Annotated in this window: 27 protein-coding genes; 7 read left to right on the top strand and 20 right to left on the bottom strand. The window is 35.7% G+C overall.

The genetic code is table 11. The annotated features are described in order from the left end of the window. Positions 1-309: 309 nt before the first annotated feature. A complete protein-coding gene (locus tag AACU98_RS14375; protein WP_012367925.1) occupies positions 310-906 on the bottom strand; it encodes a TetR/AcrR family transcriptional regulator in 597 nt (198 codons plus the stop codon). Between the two features lie 154 nt (positions 907-1,060). On the opposite strand from AACU98_RS14375, the gene AACU98_RS14370 reads away from it, so the two are divergent. Beyond that, positions 1,061-2,563, top strand: coding sequence for an MFS transporter (locus AACU98_RS14370; RefSeq protein WP_012367924.1), 1,503 nt, complete (start codon positions 1,061-1,063; stop codon positions 2,561-2,563). Positions 2,564-2,566: 3 nt separating this feature from the next. On the opposite strand, the gene AACU98_RS14365 is transcribed toward AACU98_RS14370, so the two are convergent. Beyond that, positions 2,567-3,454 carry a LysR family transcriptional regulator gene (locus tag AACU98_RS14365; RefSeq protein ID WP_004242940.1) on the bottom strand — a complete coding sequence of 296 codons (888 nt, stop codon included), beginning with the start codon at positions 3,452-3,454 and terminating at the stop codon, positions 2,567-2,569. Positions 3,455-3,526: 72 nt separating this feature from the next. Further along, positions 3,527-4,489 carry an acetyl-CoA carboxylase carboxyl transferase subunit alpha gene (gene accA / locus AACU98_RS14360; protein WP_017827718.1) on the bottom strand — a complete coding sequence of 321 codons (963 nt, stop codon included), beginning with the start codon at positions 4,487-4,489 and terminating at the stop codon, positions 3,527-3,529. Positions 4,490-4,751: 262 nt separating this feature from the next. Between accA and ydeE the strand changes: the two genes are divergently transcribed. Next, a complete protein-coding gene (ydeE, locus tag AACU98_RS14355) occupies positions 4,752-5,936 on the top strand; it encodes an efflux MFS transporter YdeE (protein WP_004242937.1) in 1,185 nt (394 codons plus the stop codon). 6 nt (positions 5,937-5,942) lie between these two features. On the opposite strand, the gene AACU98_RS14350 is transcribed toward ydeE, so the two are convergent. Beyond that, positions 5,943-6,788, bottom strand: a complete 846-nt coding sequence (locus AACU98_RS14350) for a helix-turn-helix domain-containing protein (RefSeq protein WP_004248060.1) — start codon at positions 6,786-6,788, stop codon at positions 5,943-5,945. A 196-nt stretch (positions 6,789-6,984) separates the two neighbouring features. On the opposite strand from AACU98_RS14350, the gene AACU98_RS14345 reads away from it, so the two are divergent. Next, positions 6,985-7,530, top strand: coding sequence for a GNAT family N-acetyltransferase (locus AACU98_RS14345; RefSeq protein WP_004242934.1), 546 nt, complete (start codon positions 6,985-6,987; stop codon positions 7,528-7,530). 69 nt (positions 7,531-7,599) lie between these two features. Here AACU98_RS14345 and AACU98_RS14340 read toward each other — a convergent pair whose 3' ends face one another. From AACU98_RS14340 to ddlA, 6 genes are all read right to left on the bottom strand, one after another. Continuing rightward, positions 7,600-8,883 (bottom strand): cystathionine gamma-synthase family protein, encoded by a 1,284-nt coding sequence (locus AACU98_RS14340; protein ID WP_004248059.1) that lies wholly within the window; start codon positions 8,881-8,883, stop codon positions 7,600-7,602. Between the two features lie 135 nt (positions 8,884-9,018). After that, positions 9,019-9,819 carry a MetQ/NlpA family ABC transporter substrate-binding protein gene (locus tag AACU98_RS14335; protein ID WP_004248058.1) on the bottom strand — a complete coding sequence of 267 codons (801 nt, stop codon included), beginning with the start codon at positions 9,817-9,819 and terminating at the stop codon, positions 9,019-9,021. Between the two features lie 216 nt (positions 9,820-10,035). Next, positions 10,036-10,557: a carbapenem self-resistance protein CarG family protein gene (locus tag AACU98_RS14330; protein WP_161734971.1), complete on the bottom strand. Its 522-nt coding sequence runs from the start codon at positions 10,555-10,557 to the stop codon at positions 10,036-10,038. 189 nt (positions 10,558-10,746) lie between these two features. Then, complete coding sequence (locus AACU98_RS14325) at positions 10,747-11,124, bottom strand: lysozyme inhibitor LprI family protein (protein ID WP_223231925.1); 378 nt, start codon at positions 11,122-11,124, stop codon at positions 10,747-10,749. 257 nt (positions 11,125-11,381) lie between these two features. Beyond that, on the bottom strand, positions 11,382-11,765 hold the full coding sequence (locus tag AACU98_RS14320; protein ID WP_049217932.1) for a VOC family protein: 384 nt from the start codon (positions 11,763-11,765) through the stop codon (positions 11,382-11,384). 35 nt (positions 11,766-11,800) lie between these two features. Beyond that, positions 11,801-12,901, bottom strand: a complete 1,101-nt coding sequence (gene ddlA, locus AACU98_RS14315) for a D-alanine--D-alanine ligase (protein ID WP_004242920.1) — start codon at positions 12,899-12,901, stop codon at positions 11,801-11,803. Between the two features lie 472 nt (positions 12,902-13,373). Here ddlA and AACU98_RS14310 point away from each other — a divergent pair, with 472 nt between their 5' ends. Then, a complete protein-coding gene (locus tag AACU98_RS14310; RefSeq protein WP_161734968.1) occupies positions 13,374-15,116 on the top strand; it encodes an ABC-F family ATP-binding cassette domain-containing protein in 1,743 nt (580 codons plus the stop codon). Positions 15,117-15,210: 94 nt separating this feature from the next. Here AACU98_RS14310 and yqfB read toward each other — a convergent pair whose 3' ends face one another. From yqfB to leuE, 5 genes are all read right to left on the bottom strand, one after another. Next, positions 15,211-15,540, bottom strand: coding sequence for a N(4)-acetylcytidine aminohydrolase (gene yqfB, locus AACU98_RS14305; RefSeq protein WP_036894919.1), 330 nt, complete (start codon positions 15,538-15,540; stop codon positions 15,211-15,213). Positions 15,541-15,584: 44 nt separating this feature from the next. Next, the gene (locus tag AACU98_RS14300) at positions 15,585-16,448 is read right to left on the bottom strand and encodes a methylated-DNA--[protein]-cysteine S-methyltransferase (RefSeq protein ID WP_004242916.1); all 864 of its coding nucleotides are present in this window, start codon (positions 16,446-16,448) and stop codon (positions 15,585-15,587) included. A gap of 79 nt (positions 16,449-16,527) precedes the next feature. Then, positions 16,528-17,139, bottom strand: coding sequence for a DNA-3-methyladenine glycosylase family protein (locus AACU98_RS14295; protein WP_004242913.1), 612 nt, complete (start codon positions 17,137-17,139; stop codon positions 16,528-16,530). A 120-nt stretch (positions 17,140-17,259) separates the two neighbouring features. Next, on the bottom strand, positions 17,260-17,877 hold the full coding sequence (locus AACU98_RS14290; RefSeq protein WP_161734965.1) for a pyridoxamine 5'-phosphate oxidase family protein: 618 nt from the start codon (positions 17,875-17,877) through the stop codon (positions 17,260-17,262). Positions 17,878-17,981: 104 nt separating this feature from the next. Continuing rightward, a complete protein-coding gene (gene leuE, locus AACU98_RS14285) occupies positions 17,982-18,629 on the bottom strand; it encodes a leucine efflux protein LeuE (protein ID WP_004248051.1) in 648 nt (215 codons plus the stop codon). An 839-nt stretch (positions 18,630-19,468) separates the two neighbouring features. On the opposite strand from leuE, the gene AACU98_RS14280 reads away from it, so the two are divergent. From AACU98_RS14280 to AACU98_RS14270, 3 genes are all read left to right on the top strand, one after another. Beyond that, positions 19,469-20,227, top strand: a complete 759-nt coding sequence (locus tag AACU98_RS14280; protein ID WP_004242909.1) for a GNAT family N-acetyltransferase — start codon at positions 19,469-19,471, stop codon at positions 20,225-20,227. A 315-nt stretch (positions 20,228-20,542) separates the two neighbouring features. Beyond that, entirely contained in the window at positions 20,543-20,941 is a 399-nt protein-coding gene (locus AACU98_RS14275) for a RidA family protein (protein ID WP_036905679.1), read from the top strand. After that, the gene (locus AACU98_RS14270; protein WP_004251225.1) at positions 20,938-21,909 is read left to right on the top strand and encodes a threo-3-hydroxy-L-aspartate ammonia-lyase; all 972 of its coding nucleotides are present in this window, start codon (positions 20,938-20,940) and stop codon (positions 21,907-21,909) included. Before AACU98_RS14275 ends, AACU98_RS14270 begins: the two co-directional genes overlap by 4 nt. 94 nt (positions 21,910-22,003) lie before the next feature. Here AACU98_RS14270 and AACU98_RS14265 read toward each other — a convergent pair whose 3' ends face one another. The 5 genes from AACU98_RS14265 to AACU98_RS14245 form a co-directional block, all read right to left on the bottom strand. Beyond that, entirely contained in the window at positions 22,004-22,915 is a 912-nt protein-coding gene (locus AACU98_RS14265) for a dihydrodipicolinate synthase family protein (RefSeq protein WP_004248048.1), read from the bottom strand. A gap of 23 nt (positions 22,916-22,938) precedes the next feature. Beyond that, the gene (locus AACU98_RS14260) at positions 22,939-23,550 is read right to left on the bottom strand and encodes a dihydroxyacetone kinase subunit L (RefSeq protein WP_004242903.1); all 612 of its coding nucleotides are present in this window, start codon (positions 23,548-23,550) and stop codon (positions 22,939-22,941) included. Further along, entirely contained in the window at positions 23,550-24,545 is a 996-nt protein-coding gene (locus tag AACU98_RS14255) for a dihydroxyacetone kinase subunit DhaK (protein ID WP_004248047.1), read from the bottom strand. Before AACU98_RS14255 ends, AACU98_RS14260 begins: the two co-directional genes overlap by 1 nt. A gap of 132 nt (positions 24,546-24,677) precedes the next feature. Further along, positions 24,678-26,165, bottom strand: a complete 1,488-nt coding sequence (locus AACU98_RS14250; RefSeq protein ID WP_161734962.1) for a tripartite tricarboxylate transporter permease — start codon at positions 26,163-26,165, stop codon at positions 24,678-24,680. Between the two features lie 18 nt (positions 26,166-26,183). Continuing rightward, on the bottom strand, positions 26,184-26,618 hold the full coding sequence (locus AACU98_RS14245) for a tripartite tricarboxylate transporter TctB family protein (RefSeq protein ID WP_004242896.1): 435 nt from the start codon (positions 26,616-26,618) through the stop codon (positions 26,184-26,186). Between the last annotated feature and the right edge of the window lie 2 nt (positions 26,619-26,620).

Below are 26,620 nucleotides of genomic sequence, written 5' to 3'. Positions count from 1 at the left end.
TGGTATTTAAATATATAAAGATTAATACATGTTTTTTTGTTTGAAATTTAACATTCTGTTGTTGTATGTTACCAACCACGAGTCAATCATAATCCCCTTTCATTTTTGATGAAATTATCATGTTGCTCTTTTGAAGTCCTACCTTATGGTTATGTTGCTAAGAAACAGACAACCGTATAAAAGTGATGCAACAATATTAGAAACACCACAAATGATTTCGGTTGTTAATCGCGCCCAATTTTCTTTTTTGTGACAGTGTCACGCTTATTTTATATCAACAACCCGAATATTCATTATTTAATAGTCTGGTTAACTTAATAATTGTGTAAATTGTCGATATAATAGCGCACCTAATGTTTGTGATGTGTATTCCGTACTGTGTTCTAAATTATCAACGGCAGCATGCATACCATGATAAATAAGCGTGCAGGTTAATTCAGGCTGTAGGACTTGCCACGTTTTATTCTCTGTCCCCCCCATTAATATCTTTTGTAACTGCTGTAGCGCTCTATTTTCATGAATATTACCGCTTTGATGAAAGACTTGATGAAAAAGCATATCGTGTAATTCTTGTTTTTCAACATAAGCAATAACGCTAGTTTCACACCACTGTTTTAATTTAGCGCGAAAATCTTGAATTTGGCAGCTTGCCATTGCTTGCTCAACTTTATCAATATACCAATCCATATATCGAGTTCGCAGTGCGTCGAGAATATCTGTTTTTGCCGTAAAATAGTGATAATACGTTCCTTTAGCGACCCCCGCTTGTTTTACAATATCGCTGACGGTTGTGGCATCAAATCCTTTTTCAAGAAATAGTGTTTCTGCGGCGTTCATTAACTCTTCTAAACGAACTTCGGCTGGCTTTGTTCTTGGTTTATCGATATTTTTTTCTTCTAATGACATTGCTCATCTCCCTCTAAGTGGCTGTTAAAGGGTACTCCATATTGAGAATAGCCACAATAACCGTAAATGAAACTTATTATCATCAATTGATTGACCGACGGTCAGTCGGATATTATGATACTACTATTATTTCACCATAAAGGTAATAAAACTTATGAGTTATACAAAACGGTTGTCACTTATTTGTGCTATCTGTTTAGGCACATTTATGGCCACTCTTGATATTAGTATCGTCAATGTTGCTCTACCTACTATTCAGAATGATATTAATGCCAATATGGCTACATTACAGTGGATTGTGGATGCTTATGCACTATGTCTATCAGCTTGTATTTTGTCTTCCGGGCCATTAAGTGATCGTTTCGGACGAAAAAAAGTGTGGCTCTGGGGGGTGATTATTTTCACTCTAGGCTCCCTTATCTGTGCTATTGCACAACAACATGAAATATTAATCCTTGGGCGTATTATTCAAGGTATTGCAGCTGCAGCCCTTATTCCTGGCGCATTATCACTTATTACACATGCCTTTCCTGTTGATATTGAACGTATCCGTATTATTGGTATTTGGTCTTCGGTTAGTGCATTATCACTGATTATTGGCCCTATCCTTGGTGGTGCATTAGTTCATGCCAGTGGTTGGGCAAGTATATTTCTTATTAATATTCCTATTGGTGCTATTACAGTATTACTAGGCTGGTATGGATTAAGTGAAAGTGCCGATCCTGAGGATGTTGCGTTAGATCCCCTAGGACAATTAACCAGTATCTTGGGATTAGGTTTACTAACCTATGGTTTTATTGAAGCTGGCTCTGTAGGTTGGTCTGATTATCGTACTGTATTCGCATTAATTGTCGGTCTGATTTTTATTACCCTGTTTGTTATAGTCGAAAAACGTATTGAACGCCCGTTATTACCGCTATCGTTATTTAAAGATCGCTCGTTTTTCCAATATAACCTTTCCTCTTTTACTTTGGGATTTGCCACTTATAGTAATGTCTTTTTTATCGCTTTTTTCCTACAAAAAGCACAAGGCTGGAGTGCATTAGAAACAGGTTTAAGAATGGCTCCTGAGTTTATCGCCATGGCTCTTTTTTCTATGTTATTTGGACGGTTCTCTCGTTATATATCTGTCAGAAAATTAATGATCTTTGGCTTTTTGTTGATTGCAATATCTTCTTGTTTATTGGCAACATTAGCAACAAATAGCTCTTACACAATAACAGGAAGCTATTTATTTATCTTAGGTGCAGGAATGGGATTAGCGACACCCGCAATAGGGGTTTTAGTGATGAAAAGTGTAGCACCGTCCCGCTCGGGCATGGCGTCTGCAACCATGAATGCATTAAGACAAACCGGTATGACAATGGGAATTGCGTTATTAGGTACATTAATGATACAGCAAGCAATTAATTATATGATGATACAAAGTCAAGCATTAGGAATAGTGGCAGAACCGATTAATATTATTACGTTAGTAACAGAAAATAAAACCGCTTCCCTAGATAATCAGTTGGTTGCCCTATTACCTGAAGCATTTAATTCAGGATTTGCCTATGCCATGCTAACCGCAGGACTTTCCTGTTTTATTACTCTGTTTATTATGCTTTTTCCTTGCAAAGAGAAACAAGGTGCACTTTCTCAGCAGATAGCGGATTAATTATTATAAACGCTGAGTTAAAAATGCAAGAAAATGTTCAATATTACGTGAAAGCGAACGACGACTTGCATATATCGCGACTAAACTAATTGATGCGGGCTGTTGAGGAAAAGAAATAGCTCGCAATTTGCCTGCCTTTATCGCATCAAGGCAACAATGTTCAGCTAAAATAGCAAAACCTAAACCTTTTAATACGGCAGCTTTGGCTAAGATAGCACTATTTACACGATAACAGCTATTAATTGTCACTTTTACAGGGTTCTGCTCTTTATCAATAAAGATCCACGGTTGCCCTTCTAATGCACTTAAACTGGAAATACAAGGTAATTGGCTTAGTTGTTCAATATCTGTAGGGATACCCGTTTTTGCTAATAAGCTCTCTGAGGCAACAACAATACTACGCCACGACTTTATGAGACGTGAATGGTAGCTACTATCGGCTAATTGGCCACGATGAAATGTTAGAAGTAAATCAATATCATCTTCTATAACATTTCTTGGCATTAGCTGCGTATCACATTGAATGGTTAAGTTAGGATGAAGTGCAGCAAAATCCGCTAAAATATCGGCAAGTAACTCACTACCATATTCACTGGGTATCGTAAGTCTAAAGGTTCCTGTTAATGGGCCATCACTCGTTATATGTTCTACAACATTATCTAATTCATATAAGGTCTTTTTGGCTTGCTGATACAAGATTTTCCCTTGCTCAGTTAAACGCATTTTTCGCGTGGTTCTATCAATTAATCGGCAGTTAAGCTGTTGTTCTAGCTGTTTTATTGCCCTGCTGACATTAGATGTTGGCATAGAAAGCGATCGTGCAGCACTGGCAAACTGTGCTTGCTCTGCAACCGCAGAAAAAATACGTAATAAATTAAGGTCAATTGACATAAAAATACTGCCTATATGGGGAGTATTGAATATAGGCAGTGTAACATTGATTGCTCTCTCACTTGAAAAGAATTAACAATAACCATAGGACATTAATTTTTGATAACGTTTTTCAAGCAGTTTTTCTTTAGAATAACTATTCAATTCTGTTAAATCTGCGAGAAGCTGTTTTTTTACAAATTCAGCCGCTTGCTGGTAGTGGCGATGTGCGCCTCCCAATGGTTCAGGAATAATTGAGTCTATAATACCCAATGCCTGTAATTTAGGTGCCGTCATTCCCATGGTTTGGGCGGCAATAGGTGCTTTATCAGCATTTTTCCATAAAATAGAGGCACAGCCTTCGGGCGATATGGCAGCATAAGTACTATATTGCAACATATTTACTCGATCCCCCACACCTATTGCTAATGCACCACCAGAAAAACCTTCCCCTGTTATTGTACAAATTATCGGTGTTTTTAATCGGGACATTTCAAGAATATTTCGTGCTATGGCTTCTGATTGCCCCCGCTCTTCAGCACCAACCCCCGGATAAGCACCCGCGGAGTCAATAAAAATAATCACTGGTAAATGGAAGCGTTCAGCCATTTTCATCAGACGTAATGCTTTCCGATAACCTTCTGGTGATGGCATACCAAAGTTTCTTTTTACTTTCTCTTTAGTGTCTCGCCCTTTTTGTTGACCGATAATCATCACTGGTTTTCTATCTAAACGCGCTAACCCTGCAACAATCGCTTTATCATCAGCATAAGCACGATCGCCGGCCAACTCTTGGAAATCAGTAAAAATAGCTTTGATATAATCTAATGTATAAGGGCGCATAGGATGACGTGCTAACTGTACTATCTCCCAATCCCCTAAATCAGAAAATATAGAGCGTGTTAATGAAAGGCTTTTTTGGCGAAGTTTGGCGATTTCTTCGTCTATATCAACTGCCGTTGTTTCATCTTGAGACTGTTTGAATGCAAGTAATGCATCTATTTTCTCGTCTAATTCAACAATAGGCTTTTCAAATTCAAGATGAATAATAGACATAATTTGCCTCTTAGCTAAATCGGGTTATATCAAACTATCTAGTCTAGAGAAAACTAACTTATTGTTATAGAGATATTTTTGATAAACAGTGTTATCAAAAATGGGATAATAAAATAGGTAGTGGTTAAAAAAATTTATTTTCTAGCTTTTATCTCTATACAGTTATTTATAAGTTATGTATAAATATACAGCTGGACAGTTTTCACCAGAAAATTACCAAACACAACAATAATCCATTAATACAAATAATTAAAATGATAATATGTTCTCAAAAAAATCTCGTTCTACAACTGCACTACTCTTTTCATCACTTATTCTGACTATAGGAAGAGGTGCAACACTGCCTTTTATGGCGATATACTTATCACGACAATATAAATTGCCTGTTGATGATATTGGTATCGCAATGTCTATTTCACTGACTACGGGGATAGTATTTAGCCTTGCCTTTGGTATGCTGGCAGATAAATTTGAAAAAAAACGTTATATGGTTTTTTCTATTATTACCTTTATTATCGCATTTTCTGCTATCCCAATGGTCAATAGTACTATTTTAGTGGTTATCTTTTTCTCAATTATTAACTGTTCCTATTTAGTCTTTTCTACGGTATTGAAAGCTTATTTTTCTGAAACTTTATCAATATCAGCAAAGCCTAAAATATTTTCACTAAACTATACTTTTATTAATATCGGATGGACGGTTGGCCCACCTATTGGCACATTATTATTAATGTATGGTACTCAATTACCTTTTTGGTTAGCGGCAATATCCGCCAGTATTCCTTTATTTATGATCCAATGTTTTGTGCAACGTTCAGTGGTAGACCATTCCACAGAAGAAAATAGTGTAAAGTGGGATCCGAAAATAATGCTAAAAGATAAAGCATTAGGCTGGTTTGTGCTTTCAACTTTTTTTGGCACATTAACTTTTGGTACATTTGCTTCGTGTATTTCGCAATACCTTTTAGTTGTTTATGATGCTAAATTGGCTGAATCTGCTATTGCGGTGATCCTCCCCGTCAATGCGGCCATTGTCGTCTCATTACAATATATCGTCGGTAAACAAGTGGTTGCTGAAAGACTACGTAAATTAATGACCTTAGGCACACTCTTTTTTATCTTAGGATTAGCGGGCTTTATGCTGGCGGGTGATAATTTAATTTTCTGGGCAATGGCGATAGCAATATTTACCTTTGGTGAACTGATTTATGCACCTGGTGAGTATATGATGATCGATAATATTGCGCCGTTAGGAATGAAAGCAAGTTATTTCTCTGCACAATCTTTAGGTTGGTTAGGTGCTGCATTAAATCCACTTGCTAGTGGTTATATCCTGACAACCTTGCCCCCTATTTCGTTATTCGCTATTTTAATGGGGATCGCAGTACTAGCTTGGCTTTGTATGCTGCAAGGTATGAACTACAGTGAAAAAAGAATAGCTGCTTAATATATTTTATTGCCGTTGATATTGTTGGCGATATCCAGATAAGGAACAATCAGTCTCGCGCTTAAAATAACGGCATAGATATGAGGGATCGTCAAAATGGAGTTTTATGGCGATCTCATTTACTGATAGCGTAGTGTGCGTCAATAACGCTTTTATTTTAAGAATTACTTGCCTATTAATCAGCGTCTTAGGAACATCATTAAAATATTGTTTAGTGAGCTGTGATAGATAAAACGGTGTGATGCTAAGGCGATTTGCATAATAGGCAACGTCTCTGTGCTGGTGGCTATGTTTTATAACTAACTCCCAAAATTGCCAACATAAGTGCTCTTTACGGCTGAATTCTTTTTTAGATAAGGAATAATGAGATGGTATTAATTCTGTTATCGCAAAAAAAAGATTTTGTAACTGCCCTCTCAACATTAACTTTCTATGATCAGTATAACTTTTATCTATATATTTTAATTGTTCCACCCAATTGTTTATGGCGTTTAAGTGAGCCGTTGAAGGGCGACAAATGGGGTTTTCATGCAAAAATGTAAACAAACTATTTGAAAGTGCATAAGCGATCTCAGAGGCAAAAGATTTCTTAAGAAAACAATAAAAAATACGAAAATTAGCTGATTTACGTTGCAATGTGACCATTCTATCATCACCGAGTATCACTATATCATTCGCTTTAATGGTTTTTGTTTGAAAATCTATATTAATAACAGCCCTGCCATCTAAACAAATAATAACCACAACATAAGATAATGCTAATGGATAGCCTAATTCATTATGCATATCGCTTTCACCAATAACGGCATACTCCGAAGGGATATTTAACTTTAATAATGATTGACTAAACATAAATTATTCACTCTATTGCATATTGCTACTGTTTTTATTTTTAATGATCTCAATGTTAATCACAAGAGCATTAATGGATTTAGTTGTCAAAAGTACCGATAACACCTTAATTAATCCATTCAGTTTTATATTGGCTCTCTTTAAAATACGATCATCCTAACATAATGAAACATACGTTATAACAGAGCTAAATTGTATGAAAAAATTACAAACAGAACGATTATTATTACGTCCATGGCGAATATCAGATGCAGAGAGCCTCTATTATTATGCGAGGGATAAGCGAGTAGGCCCTATCGCTGGCTGGCCAGCACATAAAAGTGTTGCTGAAAGTACCGAAATTATCCAGACTATATTTATGCGTGATGAAGTTTATGCTGTCACATTGCTCGATGATGATAAAGCGATTGGTTTAATTGGCTTATCTTTTTGCCATGAGAGCAATTTCCCTATAGGGGATAATGATGCCGAAATTTCTTATTGGATTGGTACTCCTTTTTGGGGGAAAGGACTTATTCCTGAAGCAGTGAAAGCGCTTATTTGTCATAGCTTTGAGACTCTACAATTAGATAATCTATGGTGTGGTTATTTTGCAGACAATGTAAACTCGAAGCGAGTACAAGAAAAGTGTGGATTTAAATATCATCACATAATTAAAGATCAGTATGTGGAGTATTTAGACGAAATAAGAACAGAAGTTATTTGTCGTTTAACCAAAAGTGAATGGCAAAAACAACAATAAAAAACAGCAAAGCAAAAAAAACAACGGATTATAAATCTTATAATCCGTTGTTTTGCTATTGTTTATCCATTAAACATGATCTAATGCTTGAGATAAGTCAGCAATAAGATCATAAGGATTTTCAATACCAATAGATAAACGAATGGTTGTTTCTTGAATACCTATATTGTGGCGTAATTCCATAGGAACACCTGAATGTGTGGTAGAGCCAGGATGACATGCCAATGACTCGGTTCCTCCCAAACTCACCGCTAATTTAAATATTTTCATCGCATTGAGAAAACGAAAAGCTTCTGCTTCACCACCAACAATATCAAAGGAGAATGTTGATCCTGCGCCTGTGCATTGTCTAGCAAATACTTGACCTTCAATACTATTTTCATCTACAAAAGGTAAATAGTGGATCACTTTCACTTTTTCATGGTCACGTAGAAATTGTGCAACTAATAGCGCATTTTGATTGGCTTTTTCCATGCGAATTTGCAATGTTTCTAAAGAGCGGCCTAACATCCAGCAAGAATGCGCATCAAGTTGTGTCCCTATTGCACCTCTTAATAGGCGAACTTGATTAATAAGCTCGCGTGATCCCATTGCAGCACCGGCGACTAAATCAGAATGTCCACCCACATATTTTGTTAATGAATAGAGTGAAATATCAGCGCCTTGCTCTATAGGATGTTGATAAACAGGTCCTAATAAGGTGTTATCGCAAATAATAATAGGTCGATAGCCTTGGCTTGTTTCTAATTTATCCGCAACGATTTTTAACGCTTGAATATCAACCAGTGAATTAGTTGGATTGGCGGGAGTTTCGGCAAATATCACCGCAACTCTCCCTTTTTGGCTAGCCATTTCAGCTTGCGATTGGATATGTGCTAAATTTAAACCATCTGTAAATGGTGTTGCTTGAATACCGAACTTAGCGAATGTTTTGGCTATTAATGTTTCTGTTCCACCATAAAGTGGTTGAGAATGTAAAATAACATCGCCAGGTTGTGTAAAAGCCATTAATGTCGTTGTAATAGCTGACATTCCCGATGAAAAGAGGACACATGATGCTGTGTTTTCATAAACTGCTAATCTATCCTCAACGATCTCACTATTAGGTTGGTTAAAACGAGAATAGACTAAACCCGCTTTTTCTCCTTCAGGAAGGGGTTTTCTTCCACTTACCGTATCAAAAAAATTTTTCCCTTCTTCTGCACTTTTAAAAATAAATGTCGATGTTAAAAATACAGGAGGTTTGACAGAGCCTTCCGATAACAATGGATCGTATCCATAGCTCATCATTAACGTTTCTGGAGATAATTGATGTTCGCCAATATATTGTTTTTTCAGTTGAGAACTAGACATTTTTTATTTCTACTATTTATGAATTATAAAGTTTCTATCATCATACTGAAAAAACTTCATATTGTTAGATTGTTTTATTAGGTATAGAAACTCATAGTTATATTGAACTGTTTGTTTTTTAACCTGAAATATGTTCTACCACGCCTTAACCGCGTCCCCTTTATACATTTCTTGCACCTTTAATTCGACTTGTCTTGAATGTAAAACAGTAATTAATTTCTTTATTTTTTCATCATTCATATTATCTATACGAGTAACAACAACATTGGCATAAGGCGAATGTTTATTCTCCATAATTAAACCGTCGCGGGTAGCAAGTAAGCCAATTTGAGAGGAAAAATTATTGTTGATAACCGCCATCGTAACCTCAGGATCATCAAGGGCTTCAACTAACATGGGAGTTTCAACTTCATGAAATATCAAGGCATTAGGATTATCAATAATGTCTTCAACGGAAGGTAAAAAACCAACTCCCTCTTTTAAAGAAATGAGGTGATTTTCTGCAAGTAATAATAAAGCTCGCCCTTTCATACTTGCTTCATTAGGAATGGCAACCACATCACCATATTCGAGTTCGCTAATATCGCTTATTTTCTTTGAATACGCGGCTAACGGGAAAATGTACGTTTTGCTGGCAATATGAAATTTGTAATTGTGGGCTTTTATCTCTGATTGTAAATAAGGAATAGATTGAAATACATTTACGTCTACTTCTCTATTTTCTAGGGCTTTATTAGGACGTTCATAGTCGTTAAATGCAATAACTTCAACATTTAATCCTTCGGTAAGTTTAGCTAAACGGATCACTTCATCCCAAATGACTTGGTCTGGTCCAGTATTGATTGCTACTTTGACGACATCTGTATCTTCTTGCGAACAAGAGACAGAAAATAAGCTTATTGAGGCTAGAAGCAAACCTGTAATAATTTCCTTCATAACTCCCTCTTAAAAACGGAACATGACAAACACAAAATTATCAGCATATTGATGATTAAGAAATATCCTAAGTGTAGATTAATAACAAGGAATGCTAAATGATACAAGTGATCGTACTATATAAAGAGAGGTATATGAGAGGAAATAAGGTAATTGGTTGATATTAAAAAGAAAAATAATTCAATAAAGTCAACGCATTTACAACCTACGCGTGTATCAATCTCGAATTAATTTATTTATGCAGGGATCAACAAAAGCATCATCAACATTAAGATAAGTAGAATTGGTTACGCAATATGCAGAAAATGCCCATTTATATTGTTTATCTTGTTTCGTGATAGTGTAACTTGAAAAACGTATAGGCGTTGATTGTAACATATCATTACCTATTTTCTCACCGCTCACTAAGATCACTTGATTTTTTTTCTCTATAAATTTGAAATTAGAGATTTTAACATCGCTGTTTTCAGCTTTATTATCAAATAAGCTAAGAGCATTATCATAAATTGAAGGTACAATATAAACTTGTTCATCTGCATCTTTTATATAAACCGTGACCATATTAATTGATGATGCATCATTTAATATACGCTTAGATTTAACGACAATATCTTTTACACCATCACCGTTAAAATCAATCAAATTAATACCGTATGTTAGTTTTATATCTGCAGAAATAGCAATAGTGGATAAGGATGTAAGCAATACTGCTGCGCCTAATTTCGTCATTATATTCATATCATATCTTCTATTTTTAATTGCTACTTTATAATTTAGAGTACTTTACAGGTGGGATTAGTCAAGTTATTTAATGTTTCAAAATAATACAAAAATAATAATTTTATATAACTAAAAACGATAGATTTTGATAAAAAACAATACTTTTAAAATGAGTAGCCTATTTTCAAGATAAGAAGTTCTTTAGTCTTAATATAAGGCAATATAGTTTTTCAGATCATTAATTCTTTCTATGGTTTTATCTTTTAAGCAGCTACTGTAAACCATCGGAGCCAAACTGCCACCTTGGTAATAGTCCGCCTCATATTGACATGAGAGGTCACGAAATGTCATCCAAACTGACTGTGCATGCTGTAACTGTTGTTGTCGTTTAGTTTCTAATTTCGCATAATATTGTTGATAAATTTGTGACAGCTCTTCATCTTTTTGTTGAAAATCTTGGTATGCACATTGGTTAATTTCTGTTTGTGTTTCCGCATTACGACAATCAAAATTATCCGCTTGTAAATGTATTGACCAAAATAAGATCCCCCCTGATATTGCACTTACAAAAATAACTTTTTTCATCATACCATCCATTGTTACCTGAAAAATAATTGAATAATGCTAACATTATTATAATAAGAAAGGCTATATCATTAAATTATATCTATTAATTTTTATTTTAATCAGGCGAAAATAGCCACAAATAGGTCTATTTATTACTATCATATTTGGAGGGTTCATTTTTTTAATATAAATAATTTAAAATCTTTAAGCTAAAAAGAACACTTATAGCTTTTTAGCTAAATATTATTATATTTTATTTAGAATATGTGGTTAATCTATTCAATAATATTAGCAATTTCCAATAAGTTATTATCTGGATCACGTAAGTAAACTGACATAATAGGCCCTGTAGCCCCTGTTCTTGGTACAGGACCCTCTTCTATATTGATACCCTGCTGGTTTATATGCTCTATCACGTCTAACAATGGCGTTTCAGTAATAAAACATAAATCCGCAGAGCCTGCCGTTGTTTTAGCAGCTTTAGGCAAAAACTCTTTTCCTAGCTGATGAAGATTGATTTTTTGATGACCAAAAGCAAGGGCTTTACGCCCTTGTTTAAAGGTAATTATCTCAAAACCTAATACATTATGATAAAAATGACAACTCGCCTCGATATCAGCCACTGTTAATACTAAATGATCAAGGTGTGTAATTTTCATCTGAACCTCACTTCGCTATTAGAGTATTATTGTGATTAAAGCTCACACTTAGTTTTTAATACGGCTGTTTTTTTATGATGTTCTAGCGCTAATTCAATTAATTTCGTGATGAGTGATTGATAATCTAATCCCGTACTTTGCCACAGTTTAGGATACATACTGATATTAGTGAAACCTGGTAAGGTATTAATTTCGTTGATAATAACTTGATTATCTTCGGTTAAGAATACATCAACGCGTGACATACCTAAACAGTTTAAAACTTGGTAAGCTTTCAATGCCGTTTGGCGAATATGTAAGCTAATCGCATTATCTAAATCAGCAGGTACTACTACTTTTGCACCATCATCATCAATGTATTTTGTGTTATAAGCATAAAAAGCATCATTTAAAACAATTTCACCACAAGGGCTAACTTCAGGCTCTTCATTACCTAAAACGGCACACTCTATTTCACGGCCAACAATAGCACTTTCGATAATCACTTTAAGGTCATATTCAAATGCCATGGATAATGCAGCATTAAACTCGGCTTCATTATTGACTTTGCTGATACCAACAGAAGAACCTAAATTTGCTGGTTTAATAAATAAAGGGAGCCCTAATTGTTCAACAACTTCATTATAGGAAATATCATTTAATTGGTGAGCCATCAGTGTAATAAATGGTGCAACCGCTAATCCTGCATCATCCAGTAAGCGCTTAGTGATATCTTTATCCATACATGCGGCAGAACTCATGATATTAGGGCCTACATATGGCATATCAATCATATGTAATAGTCCTTGTAGGGTGCCATCTTCACCATAAGCACCATGCACAATAGGAAATACAACATCTATTTGTGCAAGAGGTTGCCCATCAGTTAAAGAGATAAATTGCTGACGGGTACTACCAGGAATAATAGCCACTGGACGCAAAGGTTGGCTTAATGAGATAGTTGAGGGGTTATCGCTATTAATTAAATAATTGTCTTCGGCATATTCATGCCATTGCCCTTGTTCATTAATCCCAATTAAACAAAGGTCGAATTTCGTTCGATCTAATTCATTGATAATATTTTTTGCTGATTGTAATGAAACTTGGTGCTCGGTTGATTTTCCACCAAAAATAATAGCGACTCTTAATTTACTCATTTTCTAACCTTTTATAGGACAGCTATAGCGAATAAATAGCAATATATCATGATAAAAACACGCAATGTAGGGAGATAGTTCTTATCTAGGAAAATTTACGATAAAATGATGAAATTCTATGATTTAGTGTGCAAAAAATAACTATTTTTGATATTAATTCAGCAACGCCTATTCCCTCCTCTTTCACACAAAAAGACACGGTTTCTCATCATTACATTCTTGCAATCAAGAAACCTGTCTTGCTAAACTCACTTTACCGATTAACTGATAAATTTTAAAAGGAGGCTAATTATGTTGTTGTGTGATCTTGTTGAATACTCACACTTCTTTGGTAATCGCCATAGCTCAGGCTTTCACAGTTCTTTACTGCGTTAACCTGCCTGAGCGACGTTAACTATTACCTCTCCTCAGCTTACTGGGTTATCGCGTGATATTACCCAAAGCATTTTTATGCTTAAAAAATGAGTAAGCTATGAGCACATTATTATCTACACAAAACCTCTCTTTTCATAATAATCACGGTATATTGCTGAGTAATATTTCTTTGGCCCTCACTAAAGGTGAGAAAATTGGTTTAATTGGCTACAACGGTTGTGGAAAAAGTACACTATTAAAACTTTTATCACACCAATTAATACCAACAGATGGCTCTATTACTATCGCCAATCAAGTCATTATGGCTTATGTCGAACAACAGTTACCAAGTGAGCTACAGTCAATGCGTCTCATTGATGCGGTTCTTCATAAATTACCTGAAGAGCTACGCATATCTGAAAGTTGGCGTAGTGAATTGTTATTAAGTGAAATGGGATTTAAAACCAATGAAATCAATCTATTAGTCTCACAATTAAGTGGTGGTCAACATACTCGTTTATTACTTGCGAGAGCATTGATTTTGCAACCAGACTTACTGCTATTAGATGAGCCAAGTAACCACTTAGATCTACCGACTATCTTGTGGTTAGAAACATTTTTAACACAGTGGCGAGGAAGTTTTATTCTTGTTTCACATGACAATAGGTTGTTAGATAAAGTGACCAATTGTACGTGGATCATTCGTGATAAAACCCTATCTGTTTTTCGCTTGCCCTGCTCTCAGGCAAGACAAGAGCAAGAAGCACAAGATATCAGTGCGCAACATCGTTGTGATGCACAACAAAAAGAGATAGATCGTATTGCACAAAGTGCGAAGCAATTGGCCATCTGGGGAAAAGTGTATGATAACGAAAGTTTGTCACGTAAAGCCAAACAAATGGAAAAACAAATTGTTCGTTTAAAAGACGAACAAGTCGATGTAACAGAAGGCAATCAATGGACGTTACAGTTATCAGGAACAATATTACGGGCAGATAGATTGCTTGAGCTGCATCAGCTTTCAGTGATCCCTGCGCCAGATGCACCGATTTTATATACCATCGATAATCAACGGATCAAAAGTGGTGATCGAGTCGCTATTGTTGGTGCTAATGGGACAGGTAAGTCATCATTATTAAAAATGATTTGGTCATCATTTCATGGTTCAACCACATCAACAGAAAATGTGATCAGGCTGCATCCCAGAGTTGAGTTAGGTTATTACGATCAAAGTCTCGCACAACTTAATGATAATGATACCCTTGCCGATGCACTAAAGCCCTTTGCACCGCTATTAGATGAGCAAAGGAAAATGGCATTAATAAATGCAGGTTTTGTTTATTCTCGCCATAATCAGCAAGTAAAGTCATTAAGTGGTGGTGAACGAGCTCGTTTACTTTTTATTGGTCTCAGTTTGGCAAAATATTCATTATTAATGCTAGATGAACCAACAAACCATCTTGATATGGAAGGTAAACAGGCATTAGCTGAGCAAATTCAACAATTTTCAGGGGGAATTTTACTCGTCAGCCATGATAGAGAATTGATAGAGAAAAGCTGTAATCGTTTTTGGTATATTCACAATGGTGTTCTTAGCGAACATCATGATATTGAAACAATTTATCAGCTTATTTCTCAACAAGATATGTCATCGGTCTCTAATGAGCAAAATGGCCATCATGCTCCATCTGTTGAAATAGTAAAACATCATAATGAAGATGAATTGCTAATGAAATTGATAGCACTTGAAGATAAATTGAATGCTGATTTAGCAAGAAAATCTGCTCATCAAAAGCCTATGTTACAGGCTCAATGGCAAGCAGAAATAGAGATCTTAAAGCAGCAACTTGATTTAGCTTAATTTTTCTAACGATTAACCTATTGATTTTAAGTTATAATACAAAGCGGAGGAACCCCTCCGCTTTTATTGGTATTAACTAATAAGAGAGAACTACTTATTGTATTAATTTATATTCTATTAAATAAAGATTTTCCGTTGTAGGATAAATGTCTTTAATTAAGGCCTTTAAAGCAGGCAAACTCATACCCTCTTGTTGAGCATGAAATTCATTTATCTCATTAAAATTTAAGGGTGATACAGAAATAATTTGTAACTTTCCATAATAAGTGCCATGTTCATTAGATAATAAATCAACAATAGTGTTTGGTTTATAGTGGCTTTCTGCTTCATCCCTAATTGTGATCACTTTAATACCGGCTAAAATTGAAGGGATTAAACGCTCAAAAAATGTAATATCTGTTGGTACAATCGCTGTTGATGCCATTTTATTTCATCTGTTATAAATTGATATTATGTTTATTATAACGGTTAATCGCTCTTGCTAATAGCCAATCTATCATGCTGATGATGAAGGGATTTTTCTCTTTGTAATAATTTTTCTTTGCGCTCAATCCCCCAACGATATCCAGATATTTCACCATTTTGTCTGATAACTCGATGGCAAGGGATCGCCACTGCTAGTTTATTTGATGCACAGGCATTCGCCACTGCTCGATAAGATTTTGGCGAACCAATTTTTTGAGCAATTTCTTGATATGTCATGGTACAACCAAAAGGAATATCTAATAATGCCCGCCAAACTTTTTGTTGAAATACTGTTCCTTGAATATCAAGTGGTAATGCCAAAGGTTGTGTTGGCAGTTCAACAAAACCAATGACTTGGGCAACCAATTTTTCAAACTCTTGGTTTGCACCAACAAGTTCAGCTTGAGGAAATTGTTTTTGTAATTCTTCTAATAAACACGCAGGATCATCGCCAAGTGTTATCGCACAAATGCCCTTTTCACTTTGAGCTACAAGGATATGGCCTAATGAGCAGATCCCTACAGCAAAAAAAATCACGATATTTTGTCCACCATTGCGCCAATGGGTTGGCGTCATACCTAATATGGCTGTCGCATTTTCATAAAATCGGCTATTCGCATTAAAGCCTGATTGATATATCGCATCTGTAATTGTTTTATCGCCAGCTAATGCTTTCTTAATTAGTTTGTGCCGATAAGCATTCGCATACTCTTTAGGTGTAATTCCCATTATAGATTTAAATCGTCGATGGAAATAATATGGGCTGGATTGAATATGTGCGGCGATGTCGGCAAGAGAAACATCACCCTGATTTTCTTCAATAAAACGGCAGGCTTGTTCAATAAGTTGATAATGTCTCTTTTCCATTTTAGTTCCTACATTTATGTATGCTGGATGAAGTCCATTATCAATAAACTTCTATTTAGATCACTCCGATTATTGCTCTTTAGTCTGCGCTTTCTTTAGATAATGCCCATAAATAGAGTGAAGCCGTTGAACCATAAGGAGAATAACGTTTACGATAGCGTTCAAAGCGTGTTCTATCTAAGCTTTGATGGCGATATAAACGCATGATACCACGCTGAATAGCTAAATCCCCCCAACTTAAAATATCAGGACGATTAAGTGATGAAATTAATAACATTTCAGCGGTCCAAATGCCAATACCTTTTAATTTTATTAGGGTATTGATCACCGCTTTATCAGACATAGCGGGGATTTGGTCTAAATCTAACGTATGATTTATAACTGAGTCTGCGATACCTTTAATATAACCGGCTTTACGCATTGTCATTCCACATTGCTGAATATCTTGCACTGATAAACTAGCAATATGTACAGGAGTATAAATACCATCACATAGGGTAAGTAAACGTTGCTGAACCGTGGTGGCAGCCGCAACAGAAATTTGCTGTTCAATAATATTTTTAATTAATGCGGTAAATAAATCAGGGGTAAGTGGACGTTTAATTTCCCCTATTCTTTCCATCACCGCGGCTAGACGCTTATCTTTTTGTTTTAAAAAAGAGATCTCTTTTTCACCATACTGAAAATACATAAAATCACGCTACTAATTAAGGTATTTATTAAAACAGTATAGCGTGCACTTCCCCCCATTATGCACTCTGTTTCTTGCTCTTTTTAGCAAATGTTAATATAAAAAGAGCAAACTATATGATTAATATAATGTTTTCATAATACGTTCAGGCAATTGTGCATCATATTTATCACCATCAAATTGTTGATGAGAAATGGATTTCAATATTTGTCCCAGTGCTGGAATAGTTGATTTATCAGCTAAATATTTGTTTTCCCACAAACCTGAACGAATAAGTGCCCTACCACATTGGAAAAATACGCGCTCAACATGGATGCGCAAGACTGAGCGAGGTAGTGCATTGTTATATTTAAAGCGTGCGAGTGTTTCTTCATCTATTAAAATTTCCGCATGACCATTAATTCGTAATGTTTCATTAATGCCGGGGACTAGCACTAATAAAGCAATCGCGGGATTAATTAACAAATTGCGCATGCTATCAATGCGGTTATTACCACGTCTATCGGGTAATAATAAAGTATGGTCATCTTCAATATGAATAAAACCGGGCTCATCGCCACGAGGAGAAACATCCATACCATCAGCACTATAAGTGGCTAATGCAACAAATGGTGTAGCTTCAATATAAGGGCGATAAAGGGGGTGAATAAAATCCACTTCTTTTAAGACCGATGGTTCGGCAGGTTGACCATAAATCTCTTCCAGTGTTTTCAGATCTTTTACAATGGTATTTTTCATAAGGTGGCCTTGTTATCATTTAGCTCATTCTTCATCATATACAAATTTCGTATAAAAAAAAGGTCACCATAAAATGTGACCTTTTCATCAATCTTATCAATCTATTAAGCCGTTAAAGCGAGTTTAGCACCAAATAATAAGAATACAGCACCAATGCAACTATTCGATAATGATGCTAATCGTTTGTTATGCTTAACCTTATTAGTAATAGCAACGCCACCAAAAATAAGTACAGATAAGTAAAGCATACTACATATTTCTAATATTACACCTAATACAAAAAAGGGAACCCCTGCATTTTCATATTTAGGATCAATAAATTGAATAAAAAATGACACATAAAAGATGATCATTTTTGGATTTAACAAACTTAAGAAAAGCGCTTTGATATATAAGCCGTTTTTCGCTTTTACAACCTCTACTGCAACCTGTTCCGGCTGCTCTTTTTTCTTATGGAATGTCGCATAGAGTGTTTTTAAACCTAAATAGGTTAAATAAAGTGCACCGGCATACTTGATCACAATAAAGAAAACGGGTGAAGTCTTGACTAATGAAGCAACCCCCAAAAATGCCAAAAAGATTAATAATGCATCACCCGTAAAAACACCAAGAGCGGCTTTATACCCCCCTTTCACGCCATGCTTCGCACTCGAAGTTAGGACGAAAATTGAATTTGGACCTGGTACTAGTGTAATAAAAATAACGCCTAAAAGGTATGTCCAAATATTTGAAATACCAATACTTTCTAACATATGACGCCTTTTTTAAAAAAATAATATGCTGTATATGTGGGCTATCATATCGATATTAATTTTTTTGTAAAACAATAAACTTATATTTAACGATAAATAAGTAAATTAAACTGGTTTTAGAGCTTAAATATAGTCTAATGATTCATTTTTTCATTTATGTTTGGATTATATGACTGGTTTGAATGCGGGTAATAGTATGGTGCTGAAATTGCTTTTTTTATATAGATAAAATTCTTAATAAAGCATTTTAATAAGAACTATTGGCTGGGTTTTTGGTTATTTATGGGGAGAACAACCTATTGTATCGTTAATGTTATAGTCTATTTATCTATTTGTGATGAGAATCACTGTTATAAGCCATTTTTTATATAGAAATAACCATATATCTTTATGAAAAATAATTATTTTTTATAAATTTTGCATTTTTTAGCACATAAAGTGAGTATAATATTCACAAGGATTTACCAAAGTGATTATTCTTTAGTAGATCTATCCCTATTGTAGATTACCGATAACGTAATCTTACACATATTACATTGAAATTAGTGATATACATCACTCTGAGCAAATGCTAAGCCACTAAGATGACTTTTTATGGTAACTTTAGTGATACCGGAAAACGTATGATAAAAAGGCTATAATTGCTCAGCAACGACTACTAAAGATGGAACATCGATTATAGCCCGATGCCCTATTTGCTAAAAGATTTACATGTAGCAACAGACACATTGGTGACACTGTCACTTTTATTAGGTGAGTAAGTTGAACCAAATTAATCTACACAAGCGGATCCTCTGTTAGCCTCTTATCGCTTATCATGATTTATCTAGAGAACCATTATGGATGCACAACTGTATAAAGAGTTTAAAATTATAGAAAAAGCGTTTTGGTCAGAGATATGTGAAAACAATATTCGTATTGGTGATCATACCCACTGCTTTATGACACCGATGGACGCGCCTATTTTTAATTTTATCTATCTTCGTCAAGGCGCTAGCGAAAATACTTTCCAACAAGCAAGTACGCTGTTCTCCTCGCAAAAAAAAGGTCACATGCTGGTTCTGCCGGAATCTCTGTTGCCTGAATTTGAAGAGATAATAAAAAAAGCAGGTTATACGGGTGACGGTATGACAACCGCTATGTATCTCTCATTGTCTGATGCGACTTATCCCCCCTATAAAAATAACCCGTGCGATATTATTTTAACTAACCATGATCTTAAACAGTGGGCGCAACCATTGAAAACCGCCTTTCCTGTTGGTGACGATACGATAACTAATGAATATATTCGTTATCACCAAAAAGCGTTAGATAATGGTGCGACGATCCTTCATTATGCATTATTAGTTGCAGGGCAGCCTGTATCATCATTAACGCTGACATTACATGATAAACTAGCAAGATTTGACGATATTGGGACGGATATTGCCTATCAAGGCAATGGTTATGCCACACATTTAATTACTCACGTATTAGAGTTTTGTCGAGAGCAAGGTGTCGAGCGTTGTTTCTTAGATGCGTCAGCGGATGGTCTAGCGCTATACCGTAAATTTGGTTTTAAGCCACTTTTTAACTATTTAAGCTTTATTAACGAATAACCGCCTACATTAAGAAGGCTCAATCAAGTTATTGAACCTTCTTTTCAACCTTTAAAAGGCCTACGACAAAGCAAATGCTAACGCTATGTTATCTATGTTAAAATAACACCATTAAGCCATTACTTTCCCTCCAAACAGTGGCGATTAATTTTACCTTGCTAATAACTACTTTCTATATAGCTATCATAGCTATCGTCAATTTCCTCGTATTTATTATTTGATTTACTAGCTAAAACTACACTATTGATCTAGAGTTAGACATAATGTATAAGTTGTTATACATTTAATCTAACCAGAGTGAAATAGGAAAATACTATGAGTTCACATCTTGTGATGCAAAATATTGAAGCTCTTTCATCGCCAGGGGGGCACTACTCTCATGTTGTTACAGCCAATAATATGTCCTTTATTTCAGGCCTATTACCTTTAGATAAAAACGGCGTCCCATTAACGGATAAACCTATTGAATTTCAAATTAATCAAGTGCTTGAAAATTTAAACGCTTGCCTTATAGGAATAAAAGCACAAAAAACCGATATTGCCCAAGTTAAGATGTATATTACAGACATTAACGAATGGCCTGTTGTCAATGAGTTATATGCAAAATGGATTGGTAAACATAAACCGGCCAGATTAGTCGCGGGTGTAAAAGAGCTTCATTTTGGCAGTAAAATTGAAATTGAAGCCATGGTGATCAAGGAGCAAACTTTATGAATAAATTAGCGCTTCCTACTTACCAAGATGTGGTTGAAGCACATCAACGTATTTTGCCATATCTTAATAAAACACCTATCTTAACCTCTCGCACTATCAATGAGTTAACGGGTGCTCAATTCTATTTTAAATGCGAAAACTTTCAGCGCATAGGCGCTTTTAAATTTCGCGGAGCAATGAATGCATTATCACAATTTACGGACGAACAGCGCAAAAATGGTGTGATAACTTTTTCATCAGGTAATCATGCTCAAGCTATTGCACTATCGGCAAAATTATTAGGTATTCCAGCTACAATTATCATGCCTGAAGATGCCCCCACCGCTAAAATGCAAGCAACAAAAGGTTATGGTGGTAGAGTCATTCTATATAACCGTTATACACAAGATCGCGAAGAGATAGGACAAAAGCTTGCTCAAGAAGAAGGATTAACTTTAATACCACCTTACGATCATCCTCACGTTATTGCCGGTCAAGGTACTGCAGCTAAAGAGTTATTCGAGGAAGTTGGTGAGTTAGATATGCTGTTTGTTCCCTTAGGGGGAGGTGGTTTACTTTCAGGTTCATTATTATCAACCAAAGCCCTTTCGCCACATTGTAGAATTTTTGGTGTTGAGCCTTTAGCGGGAAATGACGGACAACAATCATTACGCAAAGGTGAGATAATTTATATTGATACGCCAAAAACTATTGCAGATGGCGCACAAACTCAGCATTTAGGCGATTATACTTTTGAGATCATTCGCAACAACGTAGACGATATTTTAACAGCAACAGATGAAGAACTAATTTCTGCTATGCAATTTTATGCTCAGAGAATGAAAATCATTGTAGAGCCTACAGGCTGTTTAAGTTTAGCTGCAGCTCGTCAATTTGGTGATAAGTTAAAAGGCAAAAAAATTGGCATTATTATCAGTGGTGGCAATGTCGATATTATGCAATATGGTCATTTTTTATCACAAAAATAATTGAATAAATAGATGTTATTTATTATAAAAAAGCAGTATAGCTTGTTTTTTATACTGCTTAATATAATAAAGATATTTTGAAGCTGAGTCTCTGTTAATTAATTGAAAAAGCGATCCCCGCTTCTTTGCATAATTGCGTTAGATCTTCTTTCAATTGTTGGTTTTCTTCAGGTAATAAATCAAGTTGAGGTAAACGCATATGACCACCATTTAAGCCACGCATAGTTAATGCTGACTTAAATATCGCCATGTTCGCGCCTGATTTCAAAGCATCACTAAATTTCACACAAAATTGTTGCCAGTGCTTCGCTTCTTGATAATTACCCGTAATATAGGCTTGATACATATTCACAAATGGCTCAGGGAAAACACAGGCACATCCTGAAACCGTGCCATCACAGCCTGCATCTAATAAACCAAGGAATAATTTATCGTAGCCATGAAGTACTGAAAAATTATCTGCAACCGCTAAATAGCCAAGTGTCGTATTGTTATCGGCAAAACTGTATTTTATACCAATCACATTTTTGCATTGTTGCTGAATTTTAGCCGCTAATTCAGGCTTGATATTATTAGCCGCACATTGTGGAATGTTATAAAGATAGATTGGGAAATTCTCTGGTACGCTATTGGCGATAGTCACAAAATAGTGCTCTAATTCTCTGTCTGTGGCAGCAAAAAATTGTGGCGTCACTACACCAATACCATCGGCACCAATTTCTACAGCATGTTTGGCGAGTTCAATGGTTTCTGTTACCGTCATTGCGCCAACATGAATAAAAACAGGTAAACGTTTATTTGCCGTCTCTACTACGGTTTGCGCCACACTTTTACGCTCTGATGCGGATAAACGCAACATTTCTCCGGTCGTGCCACAAGGATAAAGGCAATCAACACCTTTAGTGATCAACATATTAGTTAATGCAGACAACGCGTTGATGTCCACATGATCATTTGAATCAAACGGAGTAACCATCGCCACTGTAACGCCAAATAATTTTTTCATGTAAGAGCCTTTTATTTATTCAATCAAATTGCTTCAACAATAACGTTAATCGCTAACATTCCGGGATCGTCTAATCCTATCGATTTTTCTGGGAACATACGGGCACGTCCCAATAAATTAGGCTTAGGGCGAAATTCATTTAGCGTATTATTAATACTTTTTAAAGCAGTGGGTTTTAGTTCAGTCAGAGATGAGATCGACGCTAGATCTTCAGATAAATGATAAAGAATATCTAATACTGACTTTTGCCCTAATTCCCCTTTTCCTCTCGCCATCATGCTTTGGTATGCGACCGTCAATAGTGGGGAAATATCAGTAAGCGCTATTTCTTGCAGGTGGTTTTCTTTGCAATATTTGGCCATTGCCATAAAAGCCGTTGCTTGCAAAGTACCAAAAGAAGACGCACAGGCTTTTTGTAATGATTTACTGCATTGAAAAAGCGCTTTGCTTAAATCGTCAGGCCAATCTTGGGCATCGTTAGCAATTTGTCGCCATCCTTTTTGCATGGTTACCCCTAAATCACCGTCACCAAGTTGGCTATCTGCTTCACATAGTCTATTTTGAGACTGTTCACAGGCAATCGCGATACGTTGTACAGCAAGTTTTATATTATCGAGTGTAATATTAGTCATCATCACACTCTCCAAAATGCACAGTGTGCAGGTGCATTCAATAAAGCTTCAAGCTCATCATCAAGTTTACAAAAAGTTAAGCTAGCACCGGTCATTTCCATTGATGTTGCATAACGGCCGACTAATGGGTGAATGATAGTCGCCCCTGTATTATCAATAAGTTGAACAACTTTATTATATAAAATATAGAGTTCTTCTAAAGGCGTTGCACCTAACGAGTTGACTAGTACTGAGACTTTATCACCCTTTTTTAGTGATAATTCGGCTTGTAAACGTTGAAACATTTCTTCAGCAATATCATCTGCACTACGTAATTTATCGCGCCAAATTCCTGGTTCACCGTGGATCCCCATTCCCATTTCCATTTCATCGTCAGCTATTTCAAAGGTAGGATGTCCAACAGCGGGTAAGGTGCAAGATGTTAAGGCACAGCCTATTGTTCGCGTGTTTTCCATGGTTTTTTGAGCAATGCGGGTCACCTCATCAAGAGATGCCCCTTCTTGAGCTTTGGCCCCTGCCATTTTAAAACCATAAATCATTCCAGCCACACCACGACGTTTATGCGCTTCTTCTGGTGTTGCAGAAGCAATATCATCTGTCGCTAACACCGTTGTACATCGAATATTATCTTCAAAATCTACCGTTTCAGAAGCCATATCAAAATTCATAATATCGCCACCATAATTACCATAGAGCAGTAATACCCCCTGCCCATTATCCGCAGCGCGTATCGCATCAGCCATTAGATCTGCTGACGGTGAGGCAAATACATCACCGACTGCGGCGGCATCTAATAAACCTTCACCTACATATCCGGTGAAAACGGGAAGGTGCCCTGATCCTCCGCCAGTAACAATTCCCACTTTAGCTTTATCTGAGCTGTTAGCTCGCGTAATTAAACGTGGTTGTGGTTGACGATAAATATCATTATGTGCAAGGCATAAGCCAGCTAATGTTTCATCAACATAATTTTCTGGTTTATTTAATATCTTTTTCATAAAAACACCCGATATTTTTATTTATCTACGGATATTGCCCTCTTAAATTAAAAATTAATTATTTAAGAAGCATTTTCCCTGGTATTGGATAGAATATGTGTATATTTTTGAAAATAATAAATAGCTTATTAGTTATTTGGTTTTAAATGCGCTCCTAATTTGCATAGCGACAATTAATAGGAAAATACTGGCTAATACAATTGAAATAGGTCTATTAACAAAATTAATTAGCTCTCCGTCCGATTTCATCAACGAAGAAAGTAAATTCTTCTCTAGCATCGGTCCTAAAATCATCCCTAATATAATCGGTGAGATAGGAAAGTTACGCTGTTGAAGAAAATAGCCGATAACTCCCATCACCATCATAACCACAATGGATGACATCGTATTGGTAATAGCAAATGAACCGACAATACTAAATAAAATAATTGCTGGATAAAGAATTGCATTATCAATAGCAACAATTTTCTTTAAAAAATTAACAACAATAAAAGCTATAGGTAATAAGATTAAATTCGCAATAAAGAAAATGATAAAAACGGCGTACAGTTTATCTGGATTAAATAAAAAGAGAGTTGGTCCAGGTTGCATATCTTTCATATACAATACACCAATGATAATAGCTGCCGCAGAATCACCGGGAATACCAAAAACCAATGAAGGTATCCAACTTCCTGCTAAACTAGCATTATTACTTGCTGATGCATCAACAATACCTTCTTCTGAGCCTTGCCCATACTTTTGCGGTTTTTTTGATAATTTTTTAGATACCGCATAAGAGATCCACGCAGCGATATCGGCACCAGCACCGGGTAAAGCACCTATCAATGTACCAATAATACCACTACGGAAAATGCCCCCTTTACGTTGGCAAACAACCTTTCCCACCCCTTTAAAAATATTATATGAGCTATTATCTGTATTAACTGCTAATTTAATTTGCTTTTCTTTCCAGCGATCGACGTAATATTTAATCGCACCAGAGATAGCAAATAGCCCTATCATGGCGGGAATAAAACTAACACCTTGCATTAAAGAGACTTCACCAAAGGTAAAACGGGCTTGTCCTGTAAATTCATCGTAGCCAATAGTGGCTAAAGCAATACCGAAAAACAGTGCTAGCAAACTTTTTCTAATTTGAGCGCCAGAAACAATAGTGGCGCAGCTTAATCCAATTAAAGTAAGCCACATATATTCGTAAGAGCTAAATTTAAGTGCAAACTCGGCTAACAACGGAGCGGTTGACGCTAAAATAATTGTGCCGATCACCCCACCAATAACGGAGCTTGTTAATGACATCCCTAATACACGATTAGTTTTACCTTCTTTAACCAATGTATGGGCATCGTTAGTATAAGCTGCAGAGGCGGGTGTTCCGGGAATATTTAATAATGCCCCTGGAATATCGCCGGCAAATATCGAGGATGCACCTACGGAGATCATCAGTGCTAATGCAGGAATTGGATCAAGAAAGAAAGTAAAAGGCACCATTAAAGCAATTGCCATGGTTGATGTTAACCCCGGAATTGCTCCAACAAATAAACCAAATAAGCAAGCGCCGATGACAACAAGTATTGTCGTGTAATCAATATAAGCTAATGCGCTAATAAATATATCCATACTGTTTTTCTCTATTTATTAAAATAATTGAGGTAGCGGTACTAACAGTACAGCGGTAAATAAATAGTAAACGCCTAATACAATTCCAGCAGAAATAATAAAACTAAATATTGGTTTTACTTTTGCGTATTTCATCATTAATGGTGCAATAACAATAAATCCTGTAACAATAAAACCAAGGTATTCAGCAAAAAACACATAAAATAGAATGATACCAATAATTAATAACACAAATTTTATTTCATGCCATGTCACCAAAGGTGTATCCATTTGCTGCTTTTTTGCAAAAATATCTAATAATGAAAAAATAATTATTCCTCCACCAATTAGTGAAGGCATAAAAGCCGCACCATATTCACTAAAATCACCTAATGAATAGGCGCTATAAATAATAAGAAATAATCCAAATAGGCAAAATATAAATGATAATATATGACGATTTAGCATAGGCATAA

The sequence above is a fragment of the Proteus sp. G4380 genome, assembly GCF_963885725.1.
Lineage (GTDB): Bacteria > Pseudomonadota > Gammaproteobacteria > Enterobacterales > Enterobacteriaceae > Proteus > Proteus mirabilis.
Note: the sequence above shows the minus strand (reverse complement) of the source record. Positions and strands in the feature narration are given on the sequence as shown.

What these genes read in the sequence shown, in the direction of transcription:
- AACU98_RS14335 (WP_004248058.1), bottom strand. Translation starts at nt 9,819, where the DNA reads ATGAAGGAAATTATTACAGGTTTGCTTCTAGCCTCAATAAGCTTATTT.
- AACU98_RS14250 (WP_161734962.1), bottom strand. Translation starts at nt 26,165, where the DNA reads ATGGATATATTTATTAGCGCATTAGCTTATATTGATTACACGACAATA.
- AACU98_RS14265 (WP_004248048.1), bottom strand. Translation starts at nt 22,915, where the DNA reads ATGAAAAAATTATTTGGCGTTACAGTGGCGATGGTTACTCCGTTTGAT.
- AACU98_RS14295 (WP_004242913.1), bottom strand. Translation starts at nt 17,139, where the DNA reads ATGTATTTTCAGTATGGTGAAAAAGAGATCTCTTTTTTAAAACAAAAA.
- leuE (WP_004248051.1), bottom strand. Translation starts at nt 18,629, where the DNA reads ATGTTAGAAAGTATTGGTATTTCAAATATTTGGACATACCTTTTAGGC.
- AACU98_RS14290 (WP_161734965.1), bottom strand. Translation starts at nt 17,877, where the DNA reads ATGAAAAATACCATTGTAAAAGATCTGAAAACACTGGAAGAGATTTAT.
- AACU98_RS14345 (WP_004242934.1), top strand. Translation starts at nt 6,985, where the DNA reads ATGAAAAAATTACAAACAGAACGATTATTATTACGTCCATGGCGAATA.
- yqfB (WP_036894919.1), bottom strand. Translation starts at nt 15,540, where the DNA reads ATGGCATCAACAGCGATTGTACCAACAGATATTACATTTTTTGAGCGT.
- AACU98_RS14300 (WP_004242916.1), bottom strand. Translation starts at nt 16,448, where the DNA reads ATGGAAAAGAGACATTATCAACTTATTGAACAAGCCTGCCGTTTTATT.
- AACU98_RS14350 (WP_004248060.1), bottom strand. Translation starts at nt 6,788, where the DNA reads ATGTTTAGTCAATCATTATTAAAGTTAAATATCCCTTCGGAGTATGCC.
- accA (WP_017827718.1), bottom strand. Translation starts at nt 4,489, where the DNA reads ATGTCTATTATTCATCTTGAATTTGAAAAGCCTATTGTTGAATTAGAC.
- AACU98_RS14280 (WP_004242909.1), top strand. Translation starts at nt 19,469, where the DNA reads ATGGATGCACAACTGTATAAAGAGTTTAAAATTATAGAAAAAGCGTTT.
- ddlA (WP_004242920.1), bottom strand. Translation starts at nt 12,901, where the DNA reads ATGAGTAAATTAAGAGTCGCTATTATTTTTGGTGGAAAATCAACCGAG.
- AACU98_RS14375 (WP_012367925.1), bottom strand. Translation starts at nt 906, where the DNA reads ATGTCATTAGAAGAAAAAAATATCGATAAACCAAGAACAAAGCCAGCC.
- AACU98_RS14365 (WP_004242940.1), bottom strand. Translation starts at nt 3,454, where the DNA reads ATGTCAATTGACCTTAATTTATTACGTATTTTTTCTGCGGTTGCAGAG.
- AACU98_RS14325 (WP_223231925.1), bottom strand. Translation starts at nt 11,124, where the DNA reads ATGAAAAAAGTTATTTTTGTAAGTGCAATATCAGGGGGGATCTTATTT.
- AACU98_RS14330 (WP_161734971.1), bottom strand. Translation starts at nt 10,557, where the DNA reads ATGAATATAATGACGAAATTAGGCGCAGCAGTATTGCTTACATCCTTA.
- ydeE (WP_004242937.1), top strand. Translation starts at nt 4,752, where the DNA reads ATGTTCTCAAAAAAATCTCGTTCTACAACTGCACTACTCTTTTCATCA.
- AACU98_RS14245 (WP_004242896.1), bottom strand. Translation starts at nt 26,618, where the DNA reads ATGCCTATGCTAAATCGTCATATATTATCATTTATATTTTGCCTATTT.
- AACU98_RS14370 (WP_012367924.1), top strand. Translation starts at nt 1,061, where the DNA reads ATGAGTTATACAAAACGGTTGTCACTTATTTGTGCTATCTGTTTAGGC.
- AACU98_RS14340 (WP_004248059.1), bottom strand. Translation starts at nt 8,883, where the DNA reads ATGTCTAGTTCTCAACTGAAAAAACAATATATTGGCGAACATCAATTA.
- AACU98_RS14275 (WP_036905679.1), top strand. Translation starts at nt 20,543, where the DNA reads ATGAGTTCACATCTTGTGATGCAAAATATTGAAGCTCTTTCATCGCCA.
- AACU98_RS14320 (WP_049217932.1), bottom strand. Translation starts at nt 11,765, where the DNA reads ATGAAAATTACACACCTTGATCATTTAGTATTAACAGTGGCTGATATC.
- AACU98_RS14270 (WP_004251225.1), top strand. Translation starts at nt 20,938, where the DNA reads ATGAATAAATTAGCGCTTCCTACTTACCAAGATGTGGTTGAAGCACAT.
- AACU98_RS14260 (WP_004242903.1), bottom strand. Translation starts at nt 23,550, where the DNA reads ATGATGACTAATATTACACTCGATAATATAAAACTTGCTGTACAACGT.
- AACU98_RS14310 (WP_161734968.1), top strand. Translation starts at nt 13,374, where the DNA reads ATGAGCACATTATTATCTACACAAAACCTCTCTTTTCATAATAATCAC.
- AACU98_RS14255 (WP_004248047.1), bottom strand. Translation starts at nt 24,545, where the DNA reads ATGAAAAAGATATTAAATAAACCAGAAAATTATGTTGATGAAACATTA.